Here is a 24853-nt window from a genome sequence, read left to right on the forward strand (position 1 = left end):
CATGCCGCACACAGCCCCCGAACCCCGCGCCGCCGACACCCATGCCGCCGTACGCGCCGCCCTGTTCCTGGTGCTGGTCGGCATGTGCGCCGCGCTGCACATCTGGAAAGTCCCCCCGGCCCTGCCCCAGCTGCAGGCCGAATTCCGGCTCAGCCTGGTCGAATCGGGCTTCCTGCTGTCGGCCGTGCAGCTCGGCGGACTGATCCTGGGCCTGCCGATCGCCCTGGTGGCGGAACGCATCGGCCTGCGCCGCTGCATCCTGGCCGGCCTGGCCATCCTGGCGGCCGCCTCGACGCTGGGCGCCTGGCTGGACTCCAGCCTGCTGGTGCTGCTGTTCCGCGCGGCGGAAGGCTGCGGCGTCCTGATGGTGGCCATGCCGATCCCGGCGCTGATCCGCCGCCTAGTGCCGCCGGACCGGCTGAGCCGCATCATGGGCCTGTGGGGCAGCTACATGCCGCTGGGCACCGTGATCATCCTGCTGGCGGGGTCCTGGATCCTCAGCCTGGGCAGCTGGCAGCTGCTGTGGTCGCTGCTGGCGGCGCTGACCCTGTGCTGCCTGCTGCTCACCCTGCGCCTCGTGCCGCCGGATCCCGTCGCCGCCGGCGGCCCGCCCCGGGACTCCCTGGCGCGGATGGCGCGCATGACCCTGGGGTCGGCGAGCGTCTGGCTGGTCGCCCTGATCTTCGGCCTGTACGCGGGCCAATGGATGGCGGTGATCGGGTTCCTGCCGACGATCTACGCCGCCCAGGGCATCGGCGGCACCACGGCGGGCCTGCTGACGGCCATCGTGGCGGGCGCCAACGCGATCGGCAATCTGTCCGCCGGCCGCCTGCTGCACCACGGCGTGGCCGGCTGGCAACTGCTGGTCACGGGGCTGGCGACCATGATCCTGTGCGCCTGGGCCGCATTCGGCGCCGGCCTGCCGGCCACGGGCCAGTTCGTGGCCGTGCTGATGTTTTCCATGGTGGGCGGCCTGGTGCCGACCACCCTGTTCGTGCTGGGGCTGACCCTGGCGCCCTCCCCGCAGACCGCCTCCACGACCATCGGCTGGATGCAGCAATGCTCGTCCCTGGGCCAGTTCGTCGGACCGCCCTTCGTGGCCTGGGTGGTCAACCGGGCCGGCGGCGACTGGCAATGGACCTGGACCGCCACCGCCGCCTTCGCGGCGACAGGCATCGTCCTGGCGGTGCTGATCGGCCTGCGGGCGCGGCCCGCTACACGATAGGCGGCACGGGCAGGCCCGACTGGGCCCAGTCCACGGGCGCGGCCACGGGCAGGAGGCGGCTGGGGCAGTCCGGATCGGCCAGGTTCACCCGGCGCTCCGGAATGGCATGGCTCCAGCGGATCGAGTAGAAGATCTTGACCACGGGCAGCTCCGGCGCCTCGGGATTCTGCGCCACCACCAGGCCCAGCTCGCTCTGCGTCAGGCTGACGATGGATCCCAGCGGATAGCGTCCCACCGTGCGCACGAAGGCGCCCAGCACGTCCATGTCGAACTGGCCTTCGGACTTCAGCATCTTGTACAGCGCGAAGGCCGGATCCCAGCCCTTCTTGAAGGGCCGCGTCGAAGTGACTTCGTCGTAGTAATTGCAGATGGCCGCCATCCGGGCCAGCAGGCTGAGGTCTTCGCCGGCCAGGCCGTCGGGAAAGCCCTTGCCGTCGATGCGCTCGTGGTGGTGCAGGCAGACGTCGACGACCTCGGGCGGCACGTCCGGATCCCGGCGCAGCACCTCGGCGCCGCTTTGCGGATGCTTGCGCAGCAGTTCCTGGGGCGGCTGGATCGGGCGGCCGAGCTTGCCGGGCGCCTCGTCGGGGTCGCGAACCTTGCCGATGTCGTGCAGCAGGCCGGCCATCCCGGCCAAACGCACCTGGTCCTCGGACAGCTCCAGGGTCCGCGCCAGCGAGGTCATCAGCGCCGCCACGGCCACGGAATGCGCATAGAGATACTGGTCGGCGCGCTTGATGCGCGCCAGGCTGGTGAGCGCGTCCGGGTGGCCGTCGATGGAATCGGCCATGTCCTGGACCAGGCCCTCGATCTGCCGCAGGTCGATCTTGCCCGCCAGGTCCACGTCGGCGAACAGCTGCTGGACCTGTTCCCGCGAACCTTCGATGATGTCCCTGGCGTCGTCGAAGGCCTGCTGCTCCGGCGTGGCGGGCGGGGGCGCCGCGTCGGCCGCCTTCGCGGACGGCCGCGCCGCGCCGGGAACCGCCGGCTCGGACCGGGGGGCGGCCTGCGGCACGGACGCGGCGGCGTCCGGCCCGCCGGCGGACACGTCCACGCCCCGGCTGGTGTCGATCAGCACCCATTCCAGCTTCGAGTCCCGCAGGCGGCGCAGCTTGCGCTCGTTCTGGATCAGGAAACGCGAACGCCAGAAGGAATGGTCCAGGAAGGAGCCGCCCAGGTCATGCACGTACATGCCGACGCACAGTTGGGACACGGGGACTTTTTTGATCATGCTCGGGTTCCGGGAAACGGGCGGGGACTGCGCATCAGGCAGCCCCGGCGCCTTGCGGGTGGATGCCCGGGCCGTCGAGGCCTTCCCACCGCGGCCCGGGCACATGGATGTCGAAGAGTTCCAGCACGCGGCACACGGTGTGGTCGATCAGATCGTCCAGCGTGGCCGGGCGCAGGTAGAACGCCGGCAACGGCGGGAAGATCACGCCGCCCATCTCGGTCACCGCCGTCATGTTGCGCAGATGCGCCAGATTGAAGGGAGTTTCCCGCACCATCAGCACCAGCCGGCGGCGTTCCTTGAGGGTCACGTCCGCCGCCCGGGTGATGAGGTTGTCGGACAGGCCGTGCGCCACGGCCGCCAGCGTCCGCATCGAACAGGGGACCACCACCATGCCGGCCGTGCGGAAACTGCCGCTGGCCAGCGCCGCGCCCACGTCGCGATGGTTATGGACGTGATCGGCCAGCGCATGGACGGCCTGGCGATCCAGGCCGAGTTCATGGCGGACGTTGAGCACCCCCGAGGGCGACATGACGAGATGGGTTTCCACCCCGCCGTGTTCCCGGGCGATTTCCAGCAGGCGGGTGGCGTACCGGACGCCGGTCGCGCCGCTGATGCCGACGACCAGCCGCCGGGGAGAACTCACTCGATCGCCCCGGCATCCTTCAGCAGTTGGGCCAGTTCGCCGTTCTGGTGCATTTCGTTCATGATGTCGGTGCCGCCGACGAATTCGCCCTTGACGTAGAGCTGGGGAATCGTCGGCCAGTTGGCGTAGTCCTTGATGCCCTGGCGGACCTCGGGATCTTCCAGCACGTTGACGGTGACCAGCTTGGTGACGCCGGTTTCCTTCAGGATCTGGATGGCGCGGCCGGAAAAGCCGCATTGCGGGAACTGGGCCGTGCCCTTCATGAACAGGACGACCGGGTGGCCGGTGACCGTTTCACGGATGAAATTCTGGACTTCGGATTGGACTGCTTCGCTCATGGTGGTCTCGCTGAATGAATGCCCCACGCCGCGCCTTCGGCTTGCCGCCCCGGAGGGGCGCTTTTTGCCTTAGGACGGCCTGGCGGCAAGAATGCCCCGGGTGACGCGTTCGATGCCGGACAGGTCCCGCTCGCTGGCGACGTCGGCGAACCCCCGGTGCAAGAACAGGGACCGGACGGCCGCCGCCTGGTCCCAGCCGTGTTCCACGCACAGGATCCCGCCCGGAGCCAGATGGTCGGGCGCGCCCTGCACGATCTCGCGCAGGGCGCGCAGGCCATCGGCCTCGTCGGTCAGGGCGCCCCGGGGTTCGAAACGCAGGTCGCCCCGCCCCAGATGCGCATCCCGCGCGTCGATGTACGGAGGATTCGACACGATCAGATCGAATCGCGCCGAGCCCAACTCGGTATCGTACCAATTCCCGTGTGAAAACAATAGTTTTGCCCCCAAGTCGCGTGCGTTCTTTCGCGCCACGTCCAGGGCCTCGGCGCTGAGGTCGGTGGCCCGCACCCGCGCGTCGGGCCGTTCCAGCGCCAGCGTCACCGCCACGATGCCGCTGCCCGTGCCCAGGTCCAGCACATGGGGCTCGCGCACGTCCCGGATCGCCCGCAGGCCGCATTCGACCAGCAGCTCGGTGTCCGGCCGGGGGATCAGCACCGCCGGGGTGACCTGGAAATCGCGCCCGAAGAATTCCCGGTGCCCCAGGATGTAGGCGATGGGCTCGCCCGCCGCCCGGCGGGCCTCCAGCGCCCGGTAGGCGGCGACCCGCGCCGGGTCCAGGGGATCGGCGTCGTGCGCGATCAGCCAGGCGCGCGTCACCCCCAGCACCCGCTGCCACAGCAGATGGGCCTCCAGGCGCGGCAGGGGGCTGGCCGCCAGGGATTCGCGCAGGGTCAGGGTCATTCCAGCGCCAGCGCGGCAAGCTGTTCGGCCTGGTGCTCGGCGAGCAGCGCGTCGGTCAGCTCATCCAGATCGCCGTCCATCACCTGCGCCAGCTTGTACAGCGTCAGGTTGATGCGGTGGTCGGTGACGCGCCCCTGCGGGAAGTTGTAGGTGCGGATGCGCTCCGACCGGTCGCCGGATCCCACCAGGCTCTTGCGCTGGGCGGCCTCGCGGGCATGGACTTCCCGCTGCTGCCGGTCCTTGAGGCGCGCGGCCAGCACCTGCAGGGCCTTGTCCTTGTTGCGGTGCTGCGAGCGGTCATCCTGGCATTCCACCACCAGGCCGGTCGGCAGGTGAGTGATGCGCACCGCGGAATCGGTCTTGTTGATGTGCTGCCCCCCCGCTCCGCTGGCGCGGAACGTGTCGATGCGCAGGTCGTTGGGATCGATCCGGATGTCGGCCTGGGGATCCGCCTCGGGCATCACCGCCACCGTGCAGGCCGACGTGTGCACCCGGCCCTGGGACTCGGTCTCGGGCACGCGCTGGACGCGGTGGGCGCCGGACTCGAACTTCAGCCGGCCGTAGACGCCGCCGCCCTCGACGTGGGCGATGACTTCCTTGTAGCCGCCCAGTTCGGACGCGCTCTCGGACATCAGCTCCACCCGCCAGCCGCGGACTTCCGCATAGCGGGTGTACATGCGCAGCAGGTCGCCCGCGAACAGGGCGCTTTCGTCGCCCCCCGTGCCGGCGCGGATTTCCAGGAAGACGCTGCGGTCGTCGTCCGGGTCCTTCGGCAGCAGCAGGATCCGCAGTTCGGCTTCCAGCGCCTCGATGCGGGCGTCGGCGCCCGCCAGTTCCTCTTCGGCCAGCGCCTTCATGTCGGGGTCGGACAGCATGTCGCGCGCCGCGTCCCGATCGTCGCATGCCCGCCGCCAGGATTCGAACACCCGCACCACGGGTTCCAGTTCGGCGCGCTCGCGCGTCCATTTGCGGAAGCGGTCCATGTCGTCGGCGCTGTCCGGTTCGGCCAGCAGGGCGTCGATCTCGGCCAGGCGATGGCCGAGCTGTTCCAGGCGGCTGCGCATCGAACTTTTCATGGAGGGAGGTTCCGGGAAATCACAAGGAAGCCAGGACCCGGCCCGCGCGGAACCGGATCGGCACGAAGAGAGGAGGATCGCCGCTACCGGCGGCGGGCGCCGGATTCGGGCAGCAGGCGGGGCAGCAGCGTCAGCAACTGGGCGCGCTCGGCGCCTTCGCTGCGGTTCAGGGCGGCCAGCGGGCCGTGCATGTACTTGTGCGTCAGGCTGTGCGCCAGGAGTTCGAGCACGGCTTCCGGGTCGTCGCCGCGGGCCAGCAGCCGCCGGGCACGGTCCAGCTCGGCCAGGCGCAGAGCGTCGGCGCTTTGCTGGTAGTCGATGATCGCCGGCACGATTTCGCGGTTGCTGAGCCAGTGCATGAAATGCCGCACCCGGGCTTCGATGATGGCTTCGGCCTGGACCACGGCGGCGCGGCGCGCGTCGGTGCCCGACTGCACCATGCGGCCCAGGTCGTCGACCGTGTACAGGTAGACGTCGGCCAAGCGGCCGACTTCGGGCTCGATGTCGCGCGGCACGGCCAGGTCGACCATCACCATGGGACGGTGGCGCCGCGCGCGCGCGGCCCTTTCCACCATCCCCAGGCCGAGGATGGGCAGGGACGAGGCCGTACAGGAGACGACCACGTCGAATTCGGCCAGGTGGTCCGGCAGCGCCGACAGCTTCAGCGTGCGGGCGTCGAACTGGGCGGCCAGGGTCTCGGCGCGCTCCAGCGTGCGGTTGGCCACCGCGATCTGGCGCGGCCGCACCGCCGCGAAGTGGGTGGCGCAGAGTTCGATCATCTCGCCCGCGCCGATGAACAGCACGTTGCTACAGGACAGGTCCCCCAGCACGCGCTCGGTCAGGCGCACGGCGGCGGCGGCCATGGACACGGAATGCGCGCCGATGGCCGTCTGCGAGCGGACTTCCTTGGCGACGGAGAAGGTGCGCTGGAACAGCTGGTGCAGCAGCGTGCCCAGCGTGCCGGCCTGTTCGGCCGTGCGCACGGCGTCTTTCATCTGGCCGAGGATCTGCGGCTCGCCCAGCACCATGGAATCCAGGCCGCTGGCCACGCGGAAGGCATGGCGCACGGCGTCGTTCTTCTGGTATTGGTAGAGATGCGGCGCCAGCAGGCCGGTTTCCAGGCGGTTGAATTCCGCCAGCCAGGCGGGCAGTTCCGGCGCGACGCCGGAATCGGCCGCGCAGTAGATTTCCGTGCGGTTACAGGTGGACAGGATGGCGGCTTCGCGCACGCCGCTGCCGAACGCGGACCGCAGGGCCGCCAGCGCGGGCTTGACCAGCTCGAGCGGAAACGACACGCGTTCCCGCACGGAAACCGGCGCGGAAACGTGGTTCAAGCCAAAGGTCAGGACGTCGACGGACATGCCCGCAAGAGAAAGTTGCACATGAAGTTGGACTGTATTATAAGGCGCAGCGGACGGCCATGGAATGCCGATCGTCTCTTTTGAGCGTCGTTGTCTGCACAGGATCAAATTTTCATGTATGATTCTGCGTCTTGGCCCGGTAGCTCAGTCGGTAGAGCAGAGGATTGAAAATCCTTGTGTCGGTGGTTCGATTCCGCCCCGGGCCACCAAGCATGCGCATCAGCCCTTGGTTCCGAACGGAATCGAGGGCTTTTCGCTTTTCGCCACCCGGAACCGCGCCGCCTCGCGGCGGCCATGACCTCCCGGCCGGTGCTAAGCTTCGAGATTGCCCACTCCCATCCCGGTATCCCCCTTGAATGCCCGTCAACTGCTCGGCCTCGTCCTGCTGACACTGATGTGGGGCTTGAACTGGCCCGTGATGAAGCTGGGCCTGCGCGAGTGGAGTCCGCTGTGGTTCCGCGCCGTCACCATGGCTGGCGGGGCCCTGGCGCTGCTGGCCTATTACTGGCGGCAGGGCGGGATTCCGCTGCTGCCGCGCGGCGCGCGGCAATGGCGCAGCGTCGTCGTGCTGGGCCTGCCCAACGTGATGGGCTGGCACGGCCTGTCCATCATCGGGGTCGCCCATCTGCCGGCCGGGCGCGCGGCCATCCTGGGCTTCACCATGCCCGTGTTCACCGTCCTGCTGTCGGTGCTTTTTTACGGCGAGCGCTTCACGGCACGCCTGGCCCTGGCCGTCGCCGCCGTCCTGGTCGCCATTGCCCTGCTGCTGTGGAACGAGCTCGGCACGCTGACCGGCAGCCCCGAAGGCATCGTGTGGATGCAGGCCGCCGCGTTCTGCTGGGCCCTGGGCACGGTCTGGATGCGGCGCGCGAAACTGCTGGCGCTGGCGCCCGAAACCCTGCTGATCTGGATGCTGGGGCTGTCTTCGCTGGCCCTGGGGCTGGTGGCCTGGGCCAGCGAGCCCGCGCCGCACTGGCCAACCGGCGCCGCCATGTGGGGCGTGCTGGCATGGTCGGTGCTGCTGAACTACGGCGCCGCCCAGGTCATCTGGTTCGCCATGGCGCGCGCGCTGCCGGCATCGACCAGCGCCATGAGCGTCACCGCCATCCCGATCGTCGGCATCCTGAGCAGCATGCTGATCGGCGAACAGCCCACCTGGCAGGACGGCCTGGCCGTCGTGTGCGTGGTGGTGGCCATCAGCGCCGTCCTGCTGCGGCGCCGCTGAAGCGCGCCAGGTACGATCATGAATTCCCGCCTGCTGCTGCTCAACAAGCCTTTCGGCGTGCTGACCCAGTTCAGCGACGACCAGGGCCGCGCCACGCTGAAGGACTTCGTCGACGTGCCCGGCGTCTACCCGGCCGGACGGCTGGACCGCGACAGCGAAGGCCTGCTCCTGCTGACCGACGACGGCCGCCTGCAGGCGCGCATCGCCGACCCCCGGCACAAGATGACGAAGACCTACTGGGTGCAGGTCGAAGGCGAGCCGGCCGAGGCCCAATTGCAACGCCTGCGGACCGGTGTGGACCTGAAGGACGGCCCCACCCTGCCCGCCCAGGCCCGCCTGCTGGCGGAACCGCGGCTCTGGCCGCGCGATCCGCCGGTGCGTTTCCGCAAAAGCATCCCGACCGCCTGGCTGGAAATCACCATCCGCGAAGGCCGCAACCGCCAGGTGCGGCGCATGACCGCGGCTGTGGGATTGCCGACCTTGCGCCTGGTGCGAATCGGCATCGGGCCCTGGCGCCTGGAAGATCTGCCGCCCGGCGCATGGCGCGAGGTCGATCCGCCACCCGGCACCAGCGCCCCGATGGCGGGCGCCCTTTGGGCCAAGGCGCCATTCCGTCTATGATGCAGAATCCGGAAACCGCGCCACCAGCGCCATGGATACTGCATTGCAAGGTCATGTTCTGCTGCTGGACCTGGACCGGTTCAAGCCCGTCAACGACACATTCGGCCATGCCGCCGGGGACGATTGCGCCGCCACCGCCCTGCTGCGAGCCGACGCCGACATGTACCGGGCCAAAGCGATGTCGCGCAAGCCCCGCCCATGACACGACACCGATATCCGATCCAGGCGCACGACGTCGAATTCACCGCCATCCGCGCTCAAGGCGCGGGAGGCCAGAACGTCAACAAGGTTTCCAGCGCCGTCCATCTGCGCTTCGACATTCATGCTTCCACGCTGCCCGAATCCGTCCGCGAGCGGCTGCTGGGCCTGCGCGATCATCGCATCACGGCGGCGGGCATCATCGTGATCAAGGCGCAATCCAGCCGCAACCAGGTGCAGAACCGGCAGGAGGCGCTGGCGCGCCTGCAGGAGATGATCGACCGTGCCGGCGACATCCCCGAAGCCCGGCGCCCCACGCGACCCACGCAGGGGGCCAGGCGTCGACGTCAACAGGCAAAGACCGAACGCAGCGCCCTCAAGCAGTTGCGCGCCAAGGTGGCGACGGACTGACCGTGTTCAGGCGCGCTGTGCCAGCGCCCAGGCCACGTGCTCGCGCACCAGGGCGCTTTCATGGTCGGCGCGGCCGAGCAAGGCGGCGCGCAGTTCCCCGGCCTGCGCCGCGTCGGCTTCGCGCAGCGCATTGCCCAGCGCCACGGCGATGTTGCGCAGCCAGCGCTCGTGATCGATGCGCCGGATCGGCCCGCCCTCGGTCCGCTTGAGGAACGTCTCTTCGTCCCAGGCGAACAGCTCGACGAGCCGGCGGCCGACCAGCGGCGCGCGCTCGTCGAAATCGGGCAATTCCGTGGTCTGCGCGTATTTGTTCCAGGGACAGAACGTCTGGCAGTCGTCGCAGCCGTAGATGTGGTTGCCCATCCGCGGGCGCAGTTCCTCGGGGATGGGGCCGTGGTTCTCGATGGTGAGATAGGAAATGCAGCGGCGCGCGTCCACCACGCCCGGCGCGACGATGGCGCCCGTGGGGCAGACGTCGATGCAGGCGGTACAGGTGCCGCAATGCGCGCTCACCGGATCGGAGGGCTCCAGCGCGAAGTCCACGAAGATCTCGCCCAGGAAGAACATCGACCCCGCATCGCGCGAGAGCACCAGGGAATGCTTGCCGCGCCAGCCCAGGCCGCTGCGGCTGGCCAGTTCCTTTTCCAGCACGGGCGCGGAATCGGAAAAGACGCGGTAGCCGAACGGACCGACCAGCGCCTCGATGCGGTCGCACAGCTTTTGCAGGCGCGCGCGCACGACCTTGTGGTAGTCGCGTCCCCGGGCATAGAGCGACACCACGCCCTCGCCGGGATCGGCCAGCCGCGCGCGTTCGCGGGCCTGCCAGTCGGGCGCGGCATCGCGCGGCAGGTAAGGCATGCGCGCGGTGATCACGCTCACCGTGCCGGGCACCAGTTCGGCCGGACGCGCGCGCTTGAGGCCATGCCGCTCCATGTAGTGCAGGTCGCCGTGATAGCCCAGGGCGAGCCATTGCAGCAGACGCGGCTCGGCCGAGGACAGATCCACCCCCGAGACGCCGATGTCGGAAAACCCCAGTTCCCGTGCCCAGGCCCGGATCTGGCGGCCCCACTGATTGTTGCCGTTCATCGGGAAATTATAGGGAAATCGCCTCCCTGGCCCACGGTCCGGAAAACCCCGGCGGGCATCGGCCATGCCGCGGCCCGAAGGCTCGCGCACGCGCATCAGTTTCGCTTCATCTTTCCGTCGTAAGATGCCCGGATGCGCATCCTCCTGATCGAAGACGACCCCTCGCTGGGCGATTCCCTGCAGTCATGGCTGCGGATGGACGGCTACACGGTGGACTGGCTGCAGCGCGGCGACCAGGCCGCCGCCGCGCTGGCCACGCACGAATACCAGTGCGTCCTGCTGGACCGCGGCCTGCCCGGCCTCGACGGCGACGCCGTCCTGCGGGCCCTGCGCGCGGCCGGGACGCCGCGCGCCCGCCTGCCGGTGATCGTGATCACGGCGCGCGACACGGTGGCCGACCGCGTGCAGGGCCTGGACCTGGGCGCGGACGACTACCTGGTCAAGCCCTTCGACCTGGAAGAGCTGTCGGCCCGCGTGCGCGCGGCCCTGCGCCGGAGCGCGGCGCAGGACACCCCCGAATTGCGCCATGGCGCGGTGGCCCTCGATCCGGCCGCCAAGCGCGTGACGCTGGACGGCGCGCCGGTCACGCTCACCGCGCGCGAATTCGCCGTCCTGCATGCCTTGATGCGCCGCCCCGCCCACATCCTGAGCCGCGCCCAGCTGGAAGAAGCCCTGTACGGCTGGGGCGAGGAAGTGGAGAGCAACGCCATCGAAGTCCATGTCTACAACCTGCGCAAGAAGCTGGGCAACCGGTTCATCGTGACGGTGCGCAATCAGGGCTACGGGCTGTGTCCCGCATGAATCCCCTTCGACGGCCTTGGATCCGGCGCCGGCCCGGAGCTCCGGACGCCACGCCGGCGCGCGGCGGCTGGTCGTTGCGGCGGCGCCTGCTGCTGGCCGTGATGGGAACCAGCGTCGGCCTGTGGCTGACCAGCCTCGCCATCGTGGTCGGGGTGGCCTGGTTCGCCACCAGCGAAGTCTTCGACGACGCGCTGGAAGAAGGCTCGCGCCTGGTCCTGCGGATCGGCCTGCCGGGAGAAGCCGCCGGCGGCATCCGGGATCCCCGCGCGGAGCGCGGCGACACGCTGAAGCTGCGCATGTACTACCAGCTCGTGGCGCCCGACGGCCGTGTGCTCCTGCGGGGCGAGGACACACCGAAAACCGCCTTCCTGCCCGATGCGCGGCACAAGACGATGATCACGGTCCGGGTCGAGGACGAGTTCTGGCGCGTGCACGTGCGTCCCGGCCCGGGCGGCGTCACCGCCCAGGTGGCCCAGCCGATGGAGGAGCGCCTGGACCTGCTGGAGGAGATGGCCGAGAACCTGGCCTGGCCCGCATTGGGGCTGCTGGCGATGCTCGGCCTGCTGAGCTGGTTCCTGATCCGGCGCCTGCTGCGGCCGCTGGAGGACACGGCCATGCTGATCAACGCCAAATCGCCGCATGACCTGACGCCCGTGCGGGCGCCGAACCCGCCGCGCGAACTGCAGCCGATCCTGGACGCGCTCAACGCACTGCTGGCGCGCCTGTCCACGGCGCTGGACAGCGAACGGCGCTTCACGGCCGACGCGGCGCACGAATTGCGCACGCCGCTGGCCGCACTGCGCATGCGCGTGCAGCTCATCGAGCGCGAGCTGCGGTTGCCCGACGCCCATCTGCGTCAGTTGCGCGCCGACCTGGACCGCTGCACCGCATTGGTGGAAAGCCTGCTGGCATTGGCCCGGCTGGAGCCGCAGGCCGAACCCCTGGTGCGCGAAACCGTGGACCTGGAAGCCCTGCTCGACGGCCTGAACATGGAAGCATCGGCCCCGGGCATCCGGATGGAGCGTGCCCTGGCGGTCCCGCGGCTGCGCGCGGCGCCCACGCTGCTGGCCAGCGCGCTGCGCAACCTGATCGACAACGCCGTGCGCTACGGCCGCGAAGGCGGCCGCGTCCGCATCGAATCCTCGCGGCTGCCGCAAGGCGGCACGCGCCTGGCCGTGCGCGACAACGGCGCCGGCGTGCCGCCCGATCAGCGCGCGCGCCTCGGCGAGCGGTTCTTCCGGGTACTGGGCACCGGACAGACGGGCAATGGCCTGGGCCTGTCCATCGTGGCGCGCATCGCGGCGCTGCACGGCGCCACCCTGCGTTTCGAGGACGGGCTGGAGGGCCGGGGGCTGGGCGTCGTACTGGATTTCCCCCCGGATTGAAGTGAAGCGCATCAGATTGCCTTCAGGTTCGTCCTGTCCAATGGAGTTGTCCCGCGAATCGCGGATTCTCACGCACCCATAGAAAGGAATCGCACCATGCGCCATACCGTATCCCTCCTGACCGCCGCCGCCCTGGCCCTGGGCGCCACCACGGCCATCGCCCAGCAATCCAGCTACACGGGCCCCAGCAACGCCCCCAAGGCCGCCGCGCAAGGCGGCTACTCGGGGCCCGGCGCCGCGCAGCTGACGACGGTCAAGCAACTGCTCGACACGGGCCGCGACGATCAGCCCGCCCGGCTGCAGGGCCGCATCGTCTCGTTCGAGGGCGACGAGCGCTACACCTTCGAGGACGCGACGGGCCGCATGATCGTGGAGATCGACGACGAGGACTTCCCGGCCGGACAGACCGTGAGCGCCGAGCAGCGCGTGGAGCTGATCGGCGAGTTCGACAAGGGGCTGACCCGGGACGAATTCGAAGTGGACCGCGTGATCCTGCTGCCCTGAGCCCGGCGGCACGCCCGCGCGCCGGGGGCGGACGCGGATCCGCCCTGCCTTTCCAACCCCCGGAGGTCCGCACGAGCGGGCCATCCGGATCGACAAGGAAATCGATGAACACTGAAGAAGTCCGCGCCATCCTCACCATCTGCCTGCTGGCCTCGTACGCCGACGGCGACAAGCACGACCGCGAGCGCGAGCAGATCCGCCAGGTCGCGCAAGGACTGGCGGAAGACCAGCGGATCAACCTGCCCGGCCTGTACCAGGAGGTGCTGATGCGCCGGGTGCGACTGGCCGACGTGCTGCCGAAGCTGTCCAGCGGCGAGGCGCGCCAGCTGGCCTATGAAATGGCCGTCTGCGTATGCGAAGCCGACGGCCGGACCAGCGAGCCGGAACAGGCCTTCCTCGCCCGGCTGCGCGAAGCGCTGGGCCAGGCGCCGACGGCATTCGACGCGCAGGCCGACACGCTGGCGGCCGCGCCGCTGGGCACGGCGCCCGTGATGGCCGCGGCGGCACCGGCAACCGCGGCGGGAGGAGGCGCGCCGCATCCCGCCGCGCCCGATGCGACCGATATGCCCGATGCGCCATCCGGCACCGCCGCGCAACGCCGCCCGGGCGCGCTGTCGGCGGCGGAGATGGACAGCAAGATCCTCAATGCGTCGATCCTCAACGGCGCCATCGAACTGCTGCCCGAGAACCTGTCCACGCTGGCCATCATCCCGTTGCAGATGCGGCTGGTCTACCAGATCGGCCAGAGCCATGGCTACGAGCTGGACCGCGGCCACATCAAGGACCTGCTGGCCACCCTGGGCGTGGGCCTGACGTCGCAGTACCTGGAACAGGCGGGCCGCAAGCTGCTCGGCGGCCTGCTGGGCAAGGTGGGCGGGGGCCTGCTCGGCGGCCTGGGCCGCCAGGCGGTCAGCAGCGGCATGAGCTTCGCCTCCACCTATGCGCTGGGCCACGTCGCCCACCAGTACTATGCCGGCGGCCGCGCGCTGAATACGCAGATGCTGCGCGACGCCTACCAGCACGTGATGGCGGACGGCCGCCAGATGCAGGACCGGTACCTGCCGCAGATGCAGGAAATGTCGCGCGGCCTGAACACCGCCAGGATCCTGCAGATGGTGCGCGGGGGCTGACCCCGCGCGCCGGCCAGTCGCGGGAGTTCACGCCGGCCGCGTGGTGATCACGGCCTCCAGGTATTCCCCCGGCACGACGAGCGAGCCATCGCCGCCCCGGTCATGGCCGCGCAGCAGGTCCAGAACCTCCCGGGCCAGCGCATCCCGCCGGCCGGGCGCGAGGGCGGCGAACACCTTGTGCGTCGGACCATAGCAGGCCTCGAAGACCTCCAGCCAATGCTCGGGAGACCGGTAGCGGAACATAAAGGATCGCGGCCGGATCTCCAGGGCATGCCCAGGGAACAGCCTGCGCAGGGCGTCCTCGCTGCCCCAGCGCGTGGGCGGGCGCAGGCCGGGCGCGGGCGGCGGGGCGTAGCGGCCGACCAGCGCCAGCAGCTTCCCGATGAAGCCCTCGGGGGTCCAGTTCGCCAGCCCGATGCGCCCGCCGGGAACGACGACGCGCACGAGCTCCGCGGCGGCCCGCTCCTGGTCCGGCGCGAACATGACGCCGAACGTGGACAGCGCGACATCGTAGCTGCCATCGGCGAATGGCAGGGCCTCGGCATCCGCTTCCTGGAACGAGATGGGCAGGCGCTCGGCCTCGGCCCTCGCCCGGCCCCGCGCGAGCAGCCCGGACACGTAGTCGGTGGAGGTGACCTGCGCGAAACGGCGCGCGGCGGCGAGGGAGGCATTCCCATTGCCGGCCGCCACGTCGAGGACCCGGCTGCCGGCGCGCAGGTCGACCGCCTCGCAAAGATTCTCGCCGACGATCTGCAGCGTGACGCCGATCGCGGCGTAGTCGCCCGACGCCCAGACGGCTTGCTGGCGCTGCTTGACGGCCTGGTAGTCAGGAACGAGATTTTCAGTGGACATGGCATGCTCCTGCGTGTCGATGGCGCGACCGGCGCATCCTTCGCCGGGCCGCGCCGGGATCCCTCCCCGCTCCGTCGGCCCATCATGTCCCCGACCGGCCTCGCGCGCCAGTTCTGTTTCTGAACCGCCCCCCGCCCGGCGGGGGCGTAAACTGGCACTGTCATGGCCGCCGTCGAACGGGAGGGACGCATGGCGCGAGGCAGCTACCAGCAGTTTTGCCCGATCGCGATGGCGGCGGAAGTCCTGTGCCGCCGCTGGACCCTGTTGCTGCTGCGGGAACTGCTGCTGGGATCGTCCAGGTTCAACGCGCTTCGCCGCGGCCTGCCGCGCATGTCCTCCGCCCTGCTCGCCAGGCGCCTGCGCGAACTGGAGGCGGCCGGTATCCTGGTCCGGTGTCCCATCCCCGACGAAACCGACGCCTGCGCATACCGCCTGACGGTCGCCGGCCGGGAACTGCGCCCCATCGTGGAGACCATGGGCGTGTGGGGACAGCGATGGGTCGCCGCCGAGGCCACGCTGCAACATCTCGATGCCGACCTGCTGATGTGGGACGTGCGCCGCCGCGTCGACGTGTCGTCGATGCCGGACCGCCGCAACACGATCCAGTTCATCTTCCCGGAACGTCCCGCCAAGGAACGCTGCTACTGGCTGATCGCCGAACGGGGGCGCGACACCGACCTGTGCACCTTCGACCCGGGATACGAAGTGGACCTCTACGTTTCCACGGACTTGCGCACGCTGACCGAAATATGGCTCGGCCATGCGAGCGCCGCCCATGCGCGCGGGACGGGGCGCCTGGCCCTGACGGGCAGCCGGCAGCTCGCAGGCACTTTCGACGCATGGTTCGCCCTGAGCCCATTCGCCCGCGTGAAGGCGCCGGCGCATCCCGGGCACACGCGACGAACGGCCTGATTCACACCCCGGTGGCGAGCCTCGCCATGACCACGATGATGGTGACCTGCATGACGCCCTGGCTGGCCACCACGTAATAGAACCGGCTCATCATGCGGCCGATCTTCGGACCATCCGGGGCGGGTTTCCGGAGCTCGAGGCACACGCGCACGCTGGTCGGCAGCAGATAGCCCAGGCCCTGGATCGTCATCAGCGTCACGAGCACCAGCGCGGCGGCGATCCAGCCGAACTGCGGCCAGGGCAGCTGCGTGAATCCCATCCGTACCGCGAGGAACCAGCCCGCGGTGCCCGTCAGGACGGACAGGGTCGGCATCAGGAACAGGGTGACCGGGGTCAGCCGGATGATGATTTCCTTGCGCACGGGAATCGACACGCCGCGGATGATCGGGCCGATGACGAACCCCATGAACAGGTCGATGCCGGTCCACAGCACCCCGCTCATGACATGGACCCAGTCGAGGAACCAGAGATTTCCGGCGAGGATGGCCGCCACCAGAACGGCCAGCGCCGCCGCGACATACCAGAGATAGCGCCACCGGATCAGCCCGGGCTCGCGGCCTGGGGGCGTAACAAGCGATGCATCCATGGATCCTCCGCTGTCCGATCGCCGCTTTCGGCACCCGGCGGCTCATACCATTTTAAACTTGAATATTTAGCGGAAAAACAAATAGGGACCGTTTCCGCCGCATCCGGCGCATGGATGCCGACGCATGCCCATCCCTGCATACCCGGAAGGGCCTCTTGCGCTTGCCATGGTGGCAAGGTTTAAGCTGGCCGGTCAATCCAGCACAAGGAGCCCACCATGCGCATCCGATCGATCGCTCTTCTCCCGGCGCTGCTTCTCGCCGCCGCCACGGCGCACGCCCATGGCGACTCCCCGCACGACATGGGCGCGATGCCGGCGCAGGCGCGAACCGCCCGCGTCATCGAGATCACCATGGACGACACCATGCGCTTTCACCCCGACCTGATCGCGGTGCGGCCGGGCGAGACCGTGCGGCTGAGGATCCGCAACGCGGGCAGGCTGCCCCACGAAATCGTCCTGGGAAAACTGGAAGAGATCCTGGCGCACGCCCAGGAAATGCGGGCGCACCCCGGCATGCCGCCGCACCACGAGGCCAACGCCCTCACGCTGGATCCAGGCCGCAGCGGGGAACTGGCCTGGACGTTCCCGCACGAGGGCACTCTCGATTTCGCCTGTACCATCCCGGGACACTACGAGGCCGGCATGAAGGGCCAGTTCGTGATCGGGTAGGTAGGCCCCGCCGACGTTCAGCGGCGGGAACCCGCCACCGGCCCGGGCCGGTCTTCCCGCCAGCGCAGCGTCTCGATCACCAGCGCCAATGCCGGCGCGAGCTGTCGGCGGTTGGCATAGTACAGGTGGTAGCCGGGGAACAGCGGCCACCAACCCTCCAGCACGGGGATCAGCCGCCCCTGTTCAATGTGCGGCCGCGCAAGATCGAACGGCACGTACGCGAAACCCACGCCGTCCAGCGCGGCCCGCAGCATCAGGAACGTATTGTTGAAGACCGCCTGCCCGTCCACGCGCACGGTGTATGCCCGGCCTTCCTTCTCGAAATCCCAGGCGTACAGGCCGCCGTGGGTCGGCAGGCGCAGGTTGATGCAGGGGCGGCCGGCGAGATCCTGCGGCGCGGCGGGCGGCGGCCCGCCGGCCAGGCACTCGGGCGACGCGACCACGGCCATGCGCAGATCCGGGGCGATGCGCACGGCGATCATGTCCTTGTCCACCCGGTTGCCGATGCGCACGCCGGCGTCGAAGCGATGCGCCGCGATGTCCGTCAGCGCGTAGTCCGCGCTGAGTTCGATCCGGATGCCAGGATGGTCCCGCAGCAAGGGCCGCAGCCGGGGCCAGAGGATGTGCGTGATGGCGTGATCGTCCGCGGTGATGCGCACCGTGCCGACGGGCTGGTCCCGCCGGGACCGCAGCGAGGCCAGTTCGGCATCGAGTTCGCTGAGCATCGGCGACAGCGTATCCAGCAGCCGCATGCCGGCTTCGGTGGTGGAGACGCTGCGGGTGGTGCGCGTCAGCAACCGCACGCCCAGGCGCGCCTCCAGCGCCGTCATGGCGTGGCTGAGCGCGGAACGCGACAGACCCAACTGCGCCGCGGCGCGGGTGAAGCTGCGCTCGCGCGCCACGGCCACGAAGGCCCGCAGATCATTGAGATTTTCTGCCTGCATTGTTGAATTAAATGCACCTATGCATGCCGATTCTTCTATCTTATCAGCCAAGTCGATGCGCAATACAGTGGAGGCACGCTCGTATCAGCCCAGGAGAACGCTCTCATGATCACCATCACCCCCATCGGCTCGCAAGCCTCCGCCCAGGGGCCCTCCGACCTTTTCACCGGTGCCGTCCGCATCGATTCGATGTTCCAGGCCGAAGCGCCCGCGCGCATCGGCGGCGCCACCGTGACCTTCGAGCCCGGCGCTCGCACCGCCTGGCATCAGCACCCGCTGGGGCAGACGCTGATCGTGACGGCCGGATCCGGCCTGGTGCAGGCATGGGACGGCCCCGTGCGCGAGATCCACCCTGGCGACCGGGTGTGGATTCCGCCCGGCGTGAAGCACTGGCACGGCGCCGCGCCCACCACGGCCATGACCCACATCGCCCTCGCCGAGGCGCTGGACGGCCGGGTCGTCGATTGGCTGGAGCTGGTCGACGATGGACAATACAGGATCGCGGGCAACCCCGACTGACGCTTGACGAGGAACAGGATCATGACCATCAAAGCCTACGGCGCCCATGCGGGCCACCTTCCCCTCGAACCTCTCGACATCACCCGCCGCGCGCCGGGCGCACACGACGTGCGGATCGACATCGCCTACTGCGGCGTGTGCCACTCCGACCTGCACACGGTGCGCGCCGAATGGGCGGGCACGCGCTACCCCTGCGTGCCGGGCCACGAGATCGTGGGCCGCGTGTCCGCCGTGGGCGCGGACGTGTCCGGCCACCAGGTCGGCGACCTGGTCGGCGTGGGCTGCATCGTCGACAGCTGCCGGCACTGCGCCGACTGCGACGAAGGCCTGGAAAACTACTGCGACCACATGGTGGGCACCTACAACGGCCAGACGCGGGACGCGCCCGGCCACACGCTGGGCGGCTATTCGCAGCAGATCGTGGTGCATGAACGCTACGTGCTGCGCATCCGCCACCCCGAAGAACAACTGGCCGCCGTGGCGCCGCTGCTGTGCGCGGGCATCACCACCTATTCCCCGCTGCGCCATTGGAACGTGGGCCCGGGCCACAAGGTGGGCGTGGTCGGCATCGGCGGCCTGGGCCACATGGGCATCAAGCTGGCCCACGCCATGGGCGCGCACGTGGTCGCGTTCACCACCTCCGAATCCAAGCGCGAGGCGGCCCGGGCGCTAGGCGCGCACGAAGTCGTGGTGTCGCGCGACGCCGACGAGATGGCCGCGCACGCCAAGAGCCTCGATTTCATCCTGAACACGGTGGCCGCGCCGCACGATCTGAACGCGTTCTTCGCGCTGCTCAAGCGCGACGGCACGATGACGCTGGTGGGCGCCCCGGCTTCGCCGCACCCCTCGCCCGAGGTGTTCGGCCTGATCATGAAGCGCCGCAGCCTGGCGGGCTCGATGATCGGCGGCATCCCCGAGACGCAGGAAATGCTGGATTTCTGCGCGCAGCATGGCATCGTCGCGGACATCGAGATGATCCGCGCCGACCAGATCAACGCGGCCTACGAACGAATGCTCAAGGGCGACGTGAAGTACCGCTTCGTCATCGACTGCGCCTCGCTCGCGGCCTGAAGGCGGATGGCCCGCGCGCCGTTTCCTGCCTCCTCTCGCCGTACTAGACGCCGGGTCAGGCCATCGCCCGCAGCCACGCCAGCAAGTCGGCCTGGGGGCTGCCGGCCCGCGCGGGCGTGCTGACGGCCCTGGGCATCGGCCTGGGCGTGCTGGTGCACGTCGCCTATACCCTGGTCGGTGTGAGCCTGCTGATCCAGCAGTCGCTGTGGCTGTTCGACGCCATCAAGCTCGCCGGCGCGGCCTATCTGATCCATCTCGGCGTGAAGATGTTGCGCGCGCGGCCCGGCGAAGTGTCAGCCGATGACCGTATCGCGCCGCTGTCGGACCTGGCGACACTGCGCACCGGCTTCCTGACCAACGCGCTGAACCCGAAGACCACGGTGTTCATCGTCAGCCTGTTCATGCAGGTGGTGCGGCCCGACACACCACTGGCCACGCAGATCGGCTACGGCGCGTTCATCTCCGTAACGCACATGGCCTGGTTCAGCCTGGTGGCCTCGTGCTTCTCGGCAGGAGCCGTGCGCGGCCGGCTATTGACCGCCCGCCACTGGATCGACCGCGCGTTCGGCGGGCTGCTGGTCGGTTTCGGGGTGCTGCTGGCGATCGCCCGGGAGTCACGCTGACCGCCGCGGGCACCGCTTCTCGAACCAATGGTGCGCATAGGGATTCGCGTTGTACGCCGCGATCTCCGCGTAGCCGTTGCGCGCATAGAGCGCGCGGGCCTCGGCGAGGCTGCGGTGCGTGTCCATCCGCAGTACGCTCACGCCCGCGTCGGCGGCGCGCGCCTCCAGGGCTTCCAGCAGGCGCTGGGCGACGCCCAGGCCCCGTGCGAACGGCGCGACCCACATGCGCTTGATCTCGCCGACGCCGCCGTCCTGGATCTTGAGCGCCCCGCAGCCCGCCGGGGCGCCCTCCAGCCGTGCGATCAGGAACCATCCCAGGGGCGGCACCAGTTCCTCCGGGCGGGCGGACACGGTCAGCGCGGGATCGAAGCCTTCGTCGAAACGTTCCTGAAGTTCCTGGAAATAGGCCTCGATGCAGGCGCGCGCCTCGTCGCCATGGGGATCGGCGGTCTCGATCGTCACGGTCGAAGCGCGCAGGAACCGTTCCACTTCGGACATCGCGGCCAGCAGGCGCTCGCGCTGCGCCGGCCCGAGCGGCTCCAGCAGCGAAGCGGCCAGGTCCTTCGACCGGCCGTCGAGCGCCGCCCATTCCCGACGGCCCTTGGCGGTCAGGCTCACCCGGCGCACGCGCGCGTCCCGCGCGTCCGGCCTGGAAACGATGAATTTCGATGCCTCCAGCGCGCGCAGCATCCGGCTGAGATAGCCCGAATCCAGCCCCAGGCGCGCGCGCAGGTCGCGCACCGTGGCGCCATCCGGACCGATTTCGTAGAGCAGCCGCGCCTCGCCCAGCGGGCGGCCCGTGCCCAGATAATCATCGCTCAGCACGCCGATCCGGCGGGTGAACATCCGGTTGAAGCGGCGCACCCGCAGCAGCTGGCTCTCGTCCATCATCGACCCTCTCTGATAATTTTCTGACTTTAGTCAGATATAAAGACGGGCGTCAATGGATCGTCTGCCGCACACCGCAAAAAAATGCAAAGGCTCCCGCTCCCCGATGGACGCGCCGGAACCTGGCATGGATAATGAACGCGAGCCACGGACGGCACGGCATCGATGCCCCGGGCCGAAACGGTGCATAAAAACAAAACCAGTCGGAGCGCATGCAATGCAGATGCCAGTTCTGAAACCCAGCCGGCGGACGATCAGGATCCTGGCGGGCATCGTGCTGGCGCTGCTGGTGCTGGCCGCGCTGGCCGCCTGGCTGGTGCCCAAGGCCGTGCGCGGCGCGCTGACCCAGGACGTATCGGACCTGCTGGGCCGACCGGTCCAGGTGGGCGAGATCCGCTTCAATCCCTTCACGCTGGCGCTGCGCGCGCAGGACATCGTCATCGAACAGCCCCAGGCCGATCCCCTGCTGCAAATCGGCGAACTCGACCTGCGCGTGGCCTGGCGCTCCATCGTGATGTTCGCGCCGGTGATCGACCGGCTCCACATCGACCGGCCCCGGATCGCGCTGGTGCGCCAGGACACCGCACGCTTCAATTTTTCCGACATCGCGGACCGGCTGGCCGCGCGCGCGGCCGAACGGCCCGCCGAACCGGAGCCCGCCGACGCCGGGCCGCCGCGCTTTTCCCTGAACAACCTGTCGCTGACGGAAGGCGTCGTCACCCTGGACGATCGCGTCACCAGCCGCCATCAGACGATCGACGAGCTCACGCTGGGCATCCCCTTTCTTTCCTCGTTCGGCTACGCCACCGACATCGACGTGCAGCCCGCGGTGCACATGCGCATCAACGGCAGCCCCTTCGACCTGAGCGGCACGGCGCGACCGTTCGAGGCAGTCCCCACGTCCACGCTGGACGTGACGCTGGACGGCGTATCGCTCGACAAATGGGCCGACTTCTGGCCGCTGCCCCTGCCCGTCAAGGTCAAGAGCGCCCTGCTGGATTCCAGGCTGCAGGTGCGGTTCGAGCAGCCGCCGGGCGCCGCGCCGCGCATCCGCGTGCAGGGCGGCCTGGGCCTGCGCCAGCTGGACGTGACCGAAACCTCCGGCGCGCCGCTGCTGGCCTGGGACGACCTTCGCGCCGAGGGCCTGGCGCTCGACCTGGGCGCGCGCACGGTGTCCATGGACACTGTGACACTGACGCAGCCAAAGGTAGAAGCGCACCGCGATGCCCAGCAACTGAACTGGCAGCGCGTGGCCGAGGGCTTCGCCAGGCTGGCAGCGCCCGCATCCGCCGACGCCCCGCCCGCCGCATCCGGACCCGCCGCCACGCCAGGCCCCGCGCCGCAAGAAGCCACCGAAACGCCGACCGCATCCACCGCACACCCAGCCTCCGAATCCCCCTGGAAGATCGCCCTGGGCGCCTTCAGGCTGGAAGCCGGCGCCGTGCATCTGCGCGATGATCCCAGCGGCCTGGACTATCCGCTGGACGGCCTGGGCGCCGAGGTCGAGCACATCACCTGGCCGCAGGCCGCGGACCAGCCCATGCAGGCGCGGCTGAGCATGGACAACAGCCTGGACGGCGGCACGCTGCGGGTCCAGGCGCCGATCGTCCTGCAACCCCTGTCGGTGCGGGCGCAGATCGCCCTGGACAACCTGGCGCTGGCGCCGTTCGCGGCGGCCGTGCGCCACTTCGCGCCGATCGCGCTGAAAGACGGCCGGTTGAGCCTCGAAGGAAAAATCGACGTGGCCGACGCCCGGGTCCAGGCCCGCGACGTGAAACTCGGCCTGCAACGGCTCGCGACGCGCGACGAATCCGCCAAGCCCGGCGTGGACCTGTCCCTGGGTTCGCTGGCGCTGACGGCCGACCGGCTGGCCCTGGATGACGCGCCGACTCATTTCACTCTACGGGCCGAGGGTCTCCAGAAGCACGGCACGCTGGCGCTCGACGGGACGCTGACGGCGCGGCCGCTCACGCTCAAGACCTCGATGGATCTGGCCAGGTTCGACGCAGCCTCCCTGGCGCCCTATATCGCATCCAGCCTGAATGCCACCGTGCGCAGCATCACCCTGGGCGCGCGCGGCCAGGCTGAATTCGCTCCGACCCAAGACGGCAAGCCGATGCGGGCGGACTGGCGCGGCGCCGTCCGGGTCGACGACCTGGATCTCCAGGACCGCGTCAACAGGGCCCCGTTCCTGAACTGGAAGCGCCTGGGCCTCGACAACATGCACGTCTCGGCGGCGGGACCGAAGCTCGGGCTGGACCTGGGCGACATCCTGCTGGACGACTTCTACGGCAACATCCTGCTCAACGGCAACGCGCGCCTGAACGTGATGGACATCCTGGTGGACGAGGGCACGGCCGCCGGCTCGATCACCCAGGACACGCAGACCCGCCGCACGCGCGCGGCCGGCGCGGCGCCGGCCAAGGCGAAAAAGCCCGCCGCGCGGTCCGCCGGCGCCGCGCCCGACATCTCGATCCGCAGCGTCACGCTCAAGCGCGGCCGCATGACGTTCAACGACCGTTTCGTGCGGCCCAACTACCGCGCCGAGCTGTCCGCCATCGAAGGCACGCTCACGGCCGTGTCCTCGACCCGGCCCAAGCCGGCCAAGGTCCGCGTCGCGGGCCGCGTGTACGGCACGGCGCCCTTCGCGGTATCGGGCACGGTGCAGCCCTTCGCGCGCTACCTGGCGCTCGACCTGAACGCCTCGGCCAAGGGCGTGGACCTGCCCCGCTTCACCACGTATTCGTCCAAGTACGTCGGCTATGCCATCGAACGCGGCAAGCTGTCGGTCGACCTGCACTACCAGATCAAGGACCGCGCCCTGCAGGCCAGCAACAAGGTGCTGCTCAACCAGCTCACCTTCGGCAAGCCGTCCGACAGCCCCGACGCGCTCAAGCTGCCGGTGCTGCTGGCCGTCGCCCTGCTGAAGGACTCCAGCGGCAACATCGACATCGACCTGCCGATCTCGGGCTCCCTGGACGATCCGCAGTTCTCGGTGGGCGGCATCATCGTGCGGGTGATCGTGAACACGATCGCCAAGGCGGCGACCGCGCCCTTCAAGCTGCTGGCCTCCGCCTTCGGCGGCGGCGAAGACCTGTCGCACGTCGATTTCGCGCCGGGCAGCGCCGCGCTGGACGACACCGCGAAATCGAACATCGCCACCCTGGTCAAGGCGCTGGCCGACCGCCCCGCGCTGAAGATGGACATCGTCGGCCGCGCCGACCCGCAGGCCGACGAGGCGGGCCTGCGCCAGGCCTGGGTGGACGGCAAGATCCGCGCCGCCAAGGCCAAGGCGGGCGGCAAGCGCGGCAAGCAGGCCGACGGGGACAGCGATCTGACCGACGCCGACCGCGCCAAGTACCTGGAAGACGTCTACGACGACACCAGGATCAAGGGCAAGCCGCGCAACGCCATCGGCATCGCCAAGTCGCTGCCGCCCGAGCAGATGAACGCCCTGCTGCTCGCCGCCGCCCCGCTGGGCAAGCAGCCCCTGAACGGCCTGGCGGAGGCCCGCGCCCAGGCCGTGTACGAGCAGATCATGGCGGCCGCGCCGGACCTGACCGACCGGGTCTTCATCGTGGCGCCCAAGACCGACGCGAGCGGGATCGAGGACGGCGGTGCGGCCACGCGCGTGGATTTCTCGCTGCACTGAGC

Annotated in this window: 26 protein-coding genes and 1 tRNA gene; 16 read left to right on the forward strand and 11 right to left on the reverse strand. The window is 69.6% G+C overall.

From position 1 onward, the window contains the following. Position 1: 1 nt before the first annotated feature. Positions 2-1225 carry an MFS transporter gene (locus ACFO27_RS03585; RefSeq protein WP_376816035.1) on the forward strand — a complete coding sequence of 408 codons (1224 nt, stop codon included), beginning with the start codon at positions 2-4 and terminating at the stop codon, positions 1223-1225. On the opposite strand, the gene ACFO27_RS03590 is transcribed toward ACFO27_RS03585, so the two are convergent. From ACFO27_RS03590 to hemA, 6 genes are all read right to left on the reverse strand, one after another. Then, positions 1215-2456 carry an HD-GYP domain-containing protein gene (locus ACFO27_RS03590; protein ID WP_376816036.1) on the reverse strand — a complete coding sequence of 414 codons (1242 nt, stop codon included), beginning with the start codon at positions 2454-2456 and terminating at the stop codon, positions 1215-1217. The two genes, ACFO27_RS03585 and ACFO27_RS03590, sit on opposite strands and share 11 nt — an antisense overlap. 34 nt (positions 2457-2490) lie before the next feature. Next, positions 2491-3099, reverse strand: coding sequence for a UbiX family flavin prenyltransferase (locus tag ACFO27_RS03595; RefSeq protein WP_376816037.1), 609 nt, complete (start codon positions 3097-3099; stop codon positions 2491-2493). Then, positions 3096-3437 carry a Grx4 family monothiol glutaredoxin gene (gene grxD, locus ACFO27_RS03600; protein WP_323024887.1) on the reverse strand — a complete coding sequence of 114 codons (342 nt, stop codon included), beginning with the start codon at positions 3435-3437 and terminating at the stop codon, positions 3096-3098. Before grxD ends, ACFO27_RS03595 begins: the two co-directional genes overlap by 4 nt. A 69-nt stretch (positions 3438-3506) precedes the next feature. After that, positions 3507-4331 carry a peptide chain release factor N(5)-glutamine methyltransferase gene (gene prmC, locus ACFO27_RS03605; protein WP_376816401.1) on the reverse strand — a complete coding sequence of 275 codons (825 nt, stop codon included), beginning with the start codon at positions 4329-4331 and terminating at the stop codon, positions 3507-3509. Positions 4332-4333: 2 nt separating this feature from the next. Continuing rightward, positions 4334-5413, reverse strand: coding sequence for a peptide chain release factor 1 (gene prfA, locus ACFO27_RS03610; RefSeq protein ID WP_376816038.1), 1080 nt, complete (start codon positions 5411-5413; stop codon positions 4334-4336). Between the two features lie 83 nt (positions 5414-5496). After that, positions 5497-6774: a glutamyl-tRNA reductase gene (gene hemA, locus ACFO27_RS03615; protein WP_376816039.1), complete on the reverse strand. Its 1278-nt coding sequence runs from the start codon at positions 6772-6774 to the stop codon at positions 5497-5499. 133 nt (positions 6775-6907) lie between these two features. Between hemA and ACFO27_RS03620 the strand changes: the two genes are divergently transcribed. The 5 genes from ACFO27_RS03620 to arfB all read left to right on the forward strand — a co-directional run bounded on the left by ACFO27_RS03620 (position 6908) and on the right by arfB (position 9229). Next, positions 6908-6983, forward strand: a tRNA-Phe gene (locus ACFO27_RS03620). Between the two features lie 143 nt (positions 6984-7126). Continuing rightward, positions 7127-7999, forward strand: a complete 873-nt coding sequence (locus tag ACFO27_RS03625; RefSeq protein WP_376816040.1) for a DMT family transporter — start codon at positions 7127-7129, stop codon at positions 7997-7999. Between the two features lie 18 nt (positions 8000-8017). Further along, the gene (locus tag ACFO27_RS03630) at positions 8018-8620 is read left to right on the forward strand and encodes a pseudouridine synthase (protein ID WP_376816041.1); all 603 of its coding nucleotides are present in this window, start codon (positions 8018-8020) and stop codon (positions 8618-8620) included. Between the two features lie 43 nt (positions 8621-8663). Continuing rightward, positions 8664-8822 carry a diguanylate cyclase domain-containing protein gene (locus ACFO27_RS03635; protein WP_376816042.1) on the forward strand — a complete coding sequence of 53 codons (159 nt, stop codon included), beginning with the start codon at positions 8664-8666 and terminating at the stop codon, positions 8820-8822. Beyond that, positions 8819-9229: an alternative ribosome rescue aminoacyl-tRNA hydrolase ArfB gene (arfB, locus tag ACFO27_RS03640; protein ID WP_376816043.1), complete on the forward strand. Its 411-nt coding sequence runs from the start codon at positions 8819-8821 to the stop codon at positions 9227-9229. Before ACFO27_RS03635 ends, arfB begins: the two co-directional genes overlap by 4 nt. Before the next feature lie 6 nt (positions 9230-9235). Here arfB and queG read toward each other — a convergent pair whose 3' ends face one another. Continuing rightward, complete coding sequence (queG, locus tag ACFO27_RS03645; RefSeq protein ID WP_376816044.1) at positions 9236-10315, reverse strand: tRNA epoxyqueuosine(34) reductase QueG; 1080 nt, start codon at positions 10313-10315, stop codon at positions 9236-9238. A gap of 132 nt (positions 10316-10447) precedes the next feature. Here queG and ACFO27_RS03650 point away from each other — a divergent pair, with 132 nt between their 5' ends. The 4 genes from ACFO27_RS03650 (at position 10448) to ACFO27_RS03665 (ending at position 14135) form a co-directional block, all read left to right on the forward strand. After that, on the forward strand, positions 10448-11116 hold the full coding sequence (locus tag ACFO27_RS03650; protein ID WP_376816045.1) for a response regulator transcription factor: 669 nt from the start codon (positions 10448-10450) through the stop codon (positions 11114-11116). Beyond that, positions 11113-12501 carry an ATP-binding protein gene (locus tag ACFO27_RS03655; RefSeq protein WP_376816046.1) on the forward strand — a complete coding sequence of 463 codons (1389 nt, stop codon included), beginning with the start codon at positions 11113-11115 and terminating at the stop codon, positions 12499-12501. Before ACFO27_RS03650 ends, ACFO27_RS03655 begins: the two co-directional genes overlap by 4 nt. Positions 12502-12597: 96 nt before the next feature. Continuing rightward, a complete protein-coding gene (locus ACFO27_RS03660) occupies positions 12598-13005 on the forward strand; it encodes a YgiW/YdeI family stress tolerance OB fold protein (RefSeq protein ID WP_376816047.1) in 408 nt (135 codons plus the stop codon). 104 nt (positions 13006-13109) lie between these two features. Then, positions 13110-14135, forward strand: coding sequence for a YcjF family protein (locus tag ACFO27_RS03665; RefSeq protein WP_376816048.1), 1026 nt, complete (start codon positions 13110-13112; stop codon positions 14133-14135). A 27-nt stretch (positions 14136-14162) separates the two neighbouring features. Here ACFO27_RS03665 and ACFO27_RS03670 read toward each other — a convergent pair whose 3' ends face one another. Further along, positions 14163-14987, reverse strand: coding sequence for a class I SAM-dependent methyltransferase (locus tag ACFO27_RS03670; RefSeq protein ID WP_376816049.1), 825 nt, complete (start codon positions 14985-14987; stop codon positions 14163-14165). A 162-nt stretch (positions 14988-15149) separates the two neighbouring features. Here ACFO27_RS03670 and ACFO27_RS03675 point away from each other — a divergent pair, with 162 nt between their 5' ends. Next, on the forward strand, positions 15150-15899 hold the full coding sequence (locus tag ACFO27_RS03675; protein ID WP_376816050.1) for a winged helix-turn-helix transcriptional regulator: 750 nt from the start codon (positions 15150-15152) through the stop codon (positions 15897-15899). Between the two features lies 1 nt (position 15900). Here ACFO27_RS03675 and ACFO27_RS03680 read toward each other — a convergent pair whose 3' ends face one another. Continuing rightward, positions 15901-16485 carry a hypothetical protein gene (locus ACFO27_RS03680; protein WP_376816051.1) on the reverse strand — a complete coding sequence of 195 codons (585 nt, stop codon included), beginning with the start codon at positions 16483-16485 and terminating at the stop codon, positions 15901-15903. 216 nt (positions 16486-16701) lie between these two features. Between ACFO27_RS03680 and ACFO27_RS03685 the strand changes: the two genes are divergently transcribed. After that, on the forward strand, positions 16702-17154 hold the full coding sequence (locus ACFO27_RS03685; RefSeq protein ID WP_376816052.1) for a cupredoxin domain-containing protein: 453 nt from the start codon (positions 16702-16704) through the stop codon (positions 17152-17154). A gap of 17 nt (positions 17155-17171) precedes the next feature. Here the strand turns inward: ACFO27_RS03685 and ACFO27_RS03690 are convergent, their stop codons facing one another. Further along, the gene (locus tag ACFO27_RS03690) at positions 17172-18098 is read right to left on the reverse strand and encodes a LysR family transcriptional regulator (protein WP_376816053.1); all 927 of its coding nucleotides are present in this window, start codon (positions 18096-18098) and stop codon (positions 17172-17174) included. A 105-nt stretch (positions 18099-18203) separates the two neighbouring features. Between ACFO27_RS03690 and ACFO27_RS03695 the strand changes: the two genes are divergently transcribed. The 3 genes from ACFO27_RS03695 to ACFO27_RS03705 all read left to right on the forward strand — a co-directional run bounded on the left by ACFO27_RS03695 (position 18204) and on the right by ACFO27_RS03705 (position 20311). Continuing rightward, the gene (locus ACFO27_RS03695; RefSeq protein ID WP_376816054.1) at positions 18204-18617 is read left to right on the forward strand and encodes a (R)-mandelonitrile lyase; all 414 of its coding nucleotides are present in this window, start codon (positions 18204-18206) and stop codon (positions 18615-18617) included. Between the two features lie 21 nt (positions 18618-18638). Then, positions 18639-19688 carry an NAD(P)-dependent alcohol dehydrogenase gene (locus ACFO27_RS03700; protein ID WP_376816055.1) on the forward strand — a complete coding sequence of 350 codons (1050 nt, stop codon included), beginning with the start codon at positions 18639-18641 and terminating at the stop codon, positions 19686-19688. 62 nt (positions 19689-19750) lie between these two features. After that, positions 19751-20311 (forward strand): LysE family transporter, encoded by a 561-nt coding sequence (locus ACFO27_RS03705; RefSeq protein ID WP_376816402.1) that lies wholly within the window; start codon positions 19751-19753, stop codon positions 20309-20311. Here the strand turns inward: ACFO27_RS03705 and ACFO27_RS03710 are convergent. Then, complete coding sequence (locus tag ACFO27_RS03710; RefSeq protein WP_376816056.1) at positions 20303-21202, reverse strand: bifunctional helix-turn-helix transcriptional regulator/GNAT family N-acetyltransferase; 900 nt, start codon at positions 21200-21202, stop codon at positions 20303-20305. The genes ACFO27_RS03705 and ACFO27_RS03710 overlap by 9 nt on opposite strands. 214 nt (positions 21203-21416) lie before the next feature. On the opposite strand from ACFO27_RS03710, the gene ACFO27_RS03715 reads away from it, so the two are divergent. Continuing rightward, positions 21417-24851: a DUF748 domain-containing protein gene (locus ACFO27_RS03715; protein ID WP_376816057.1), complete on the forward strand. Its 3435-nt coding sequence runs from the start codon at positions 21417-21419 to the stop codon at positions 24849-24851. The last annotated feature ends 2 nt before the right edge of the window (positions 24852-24853 follow it).

The organism is Castellaniella denitrificans (assembly GCF_042653765.1).
Taxonomy (GTDB): Bacteria; Pseudomonadota; Gammaproteobacteria; order Burkholderiales; family Burkholderiaceae_B; genus Castellaniella; species Castellaniella denitrificans.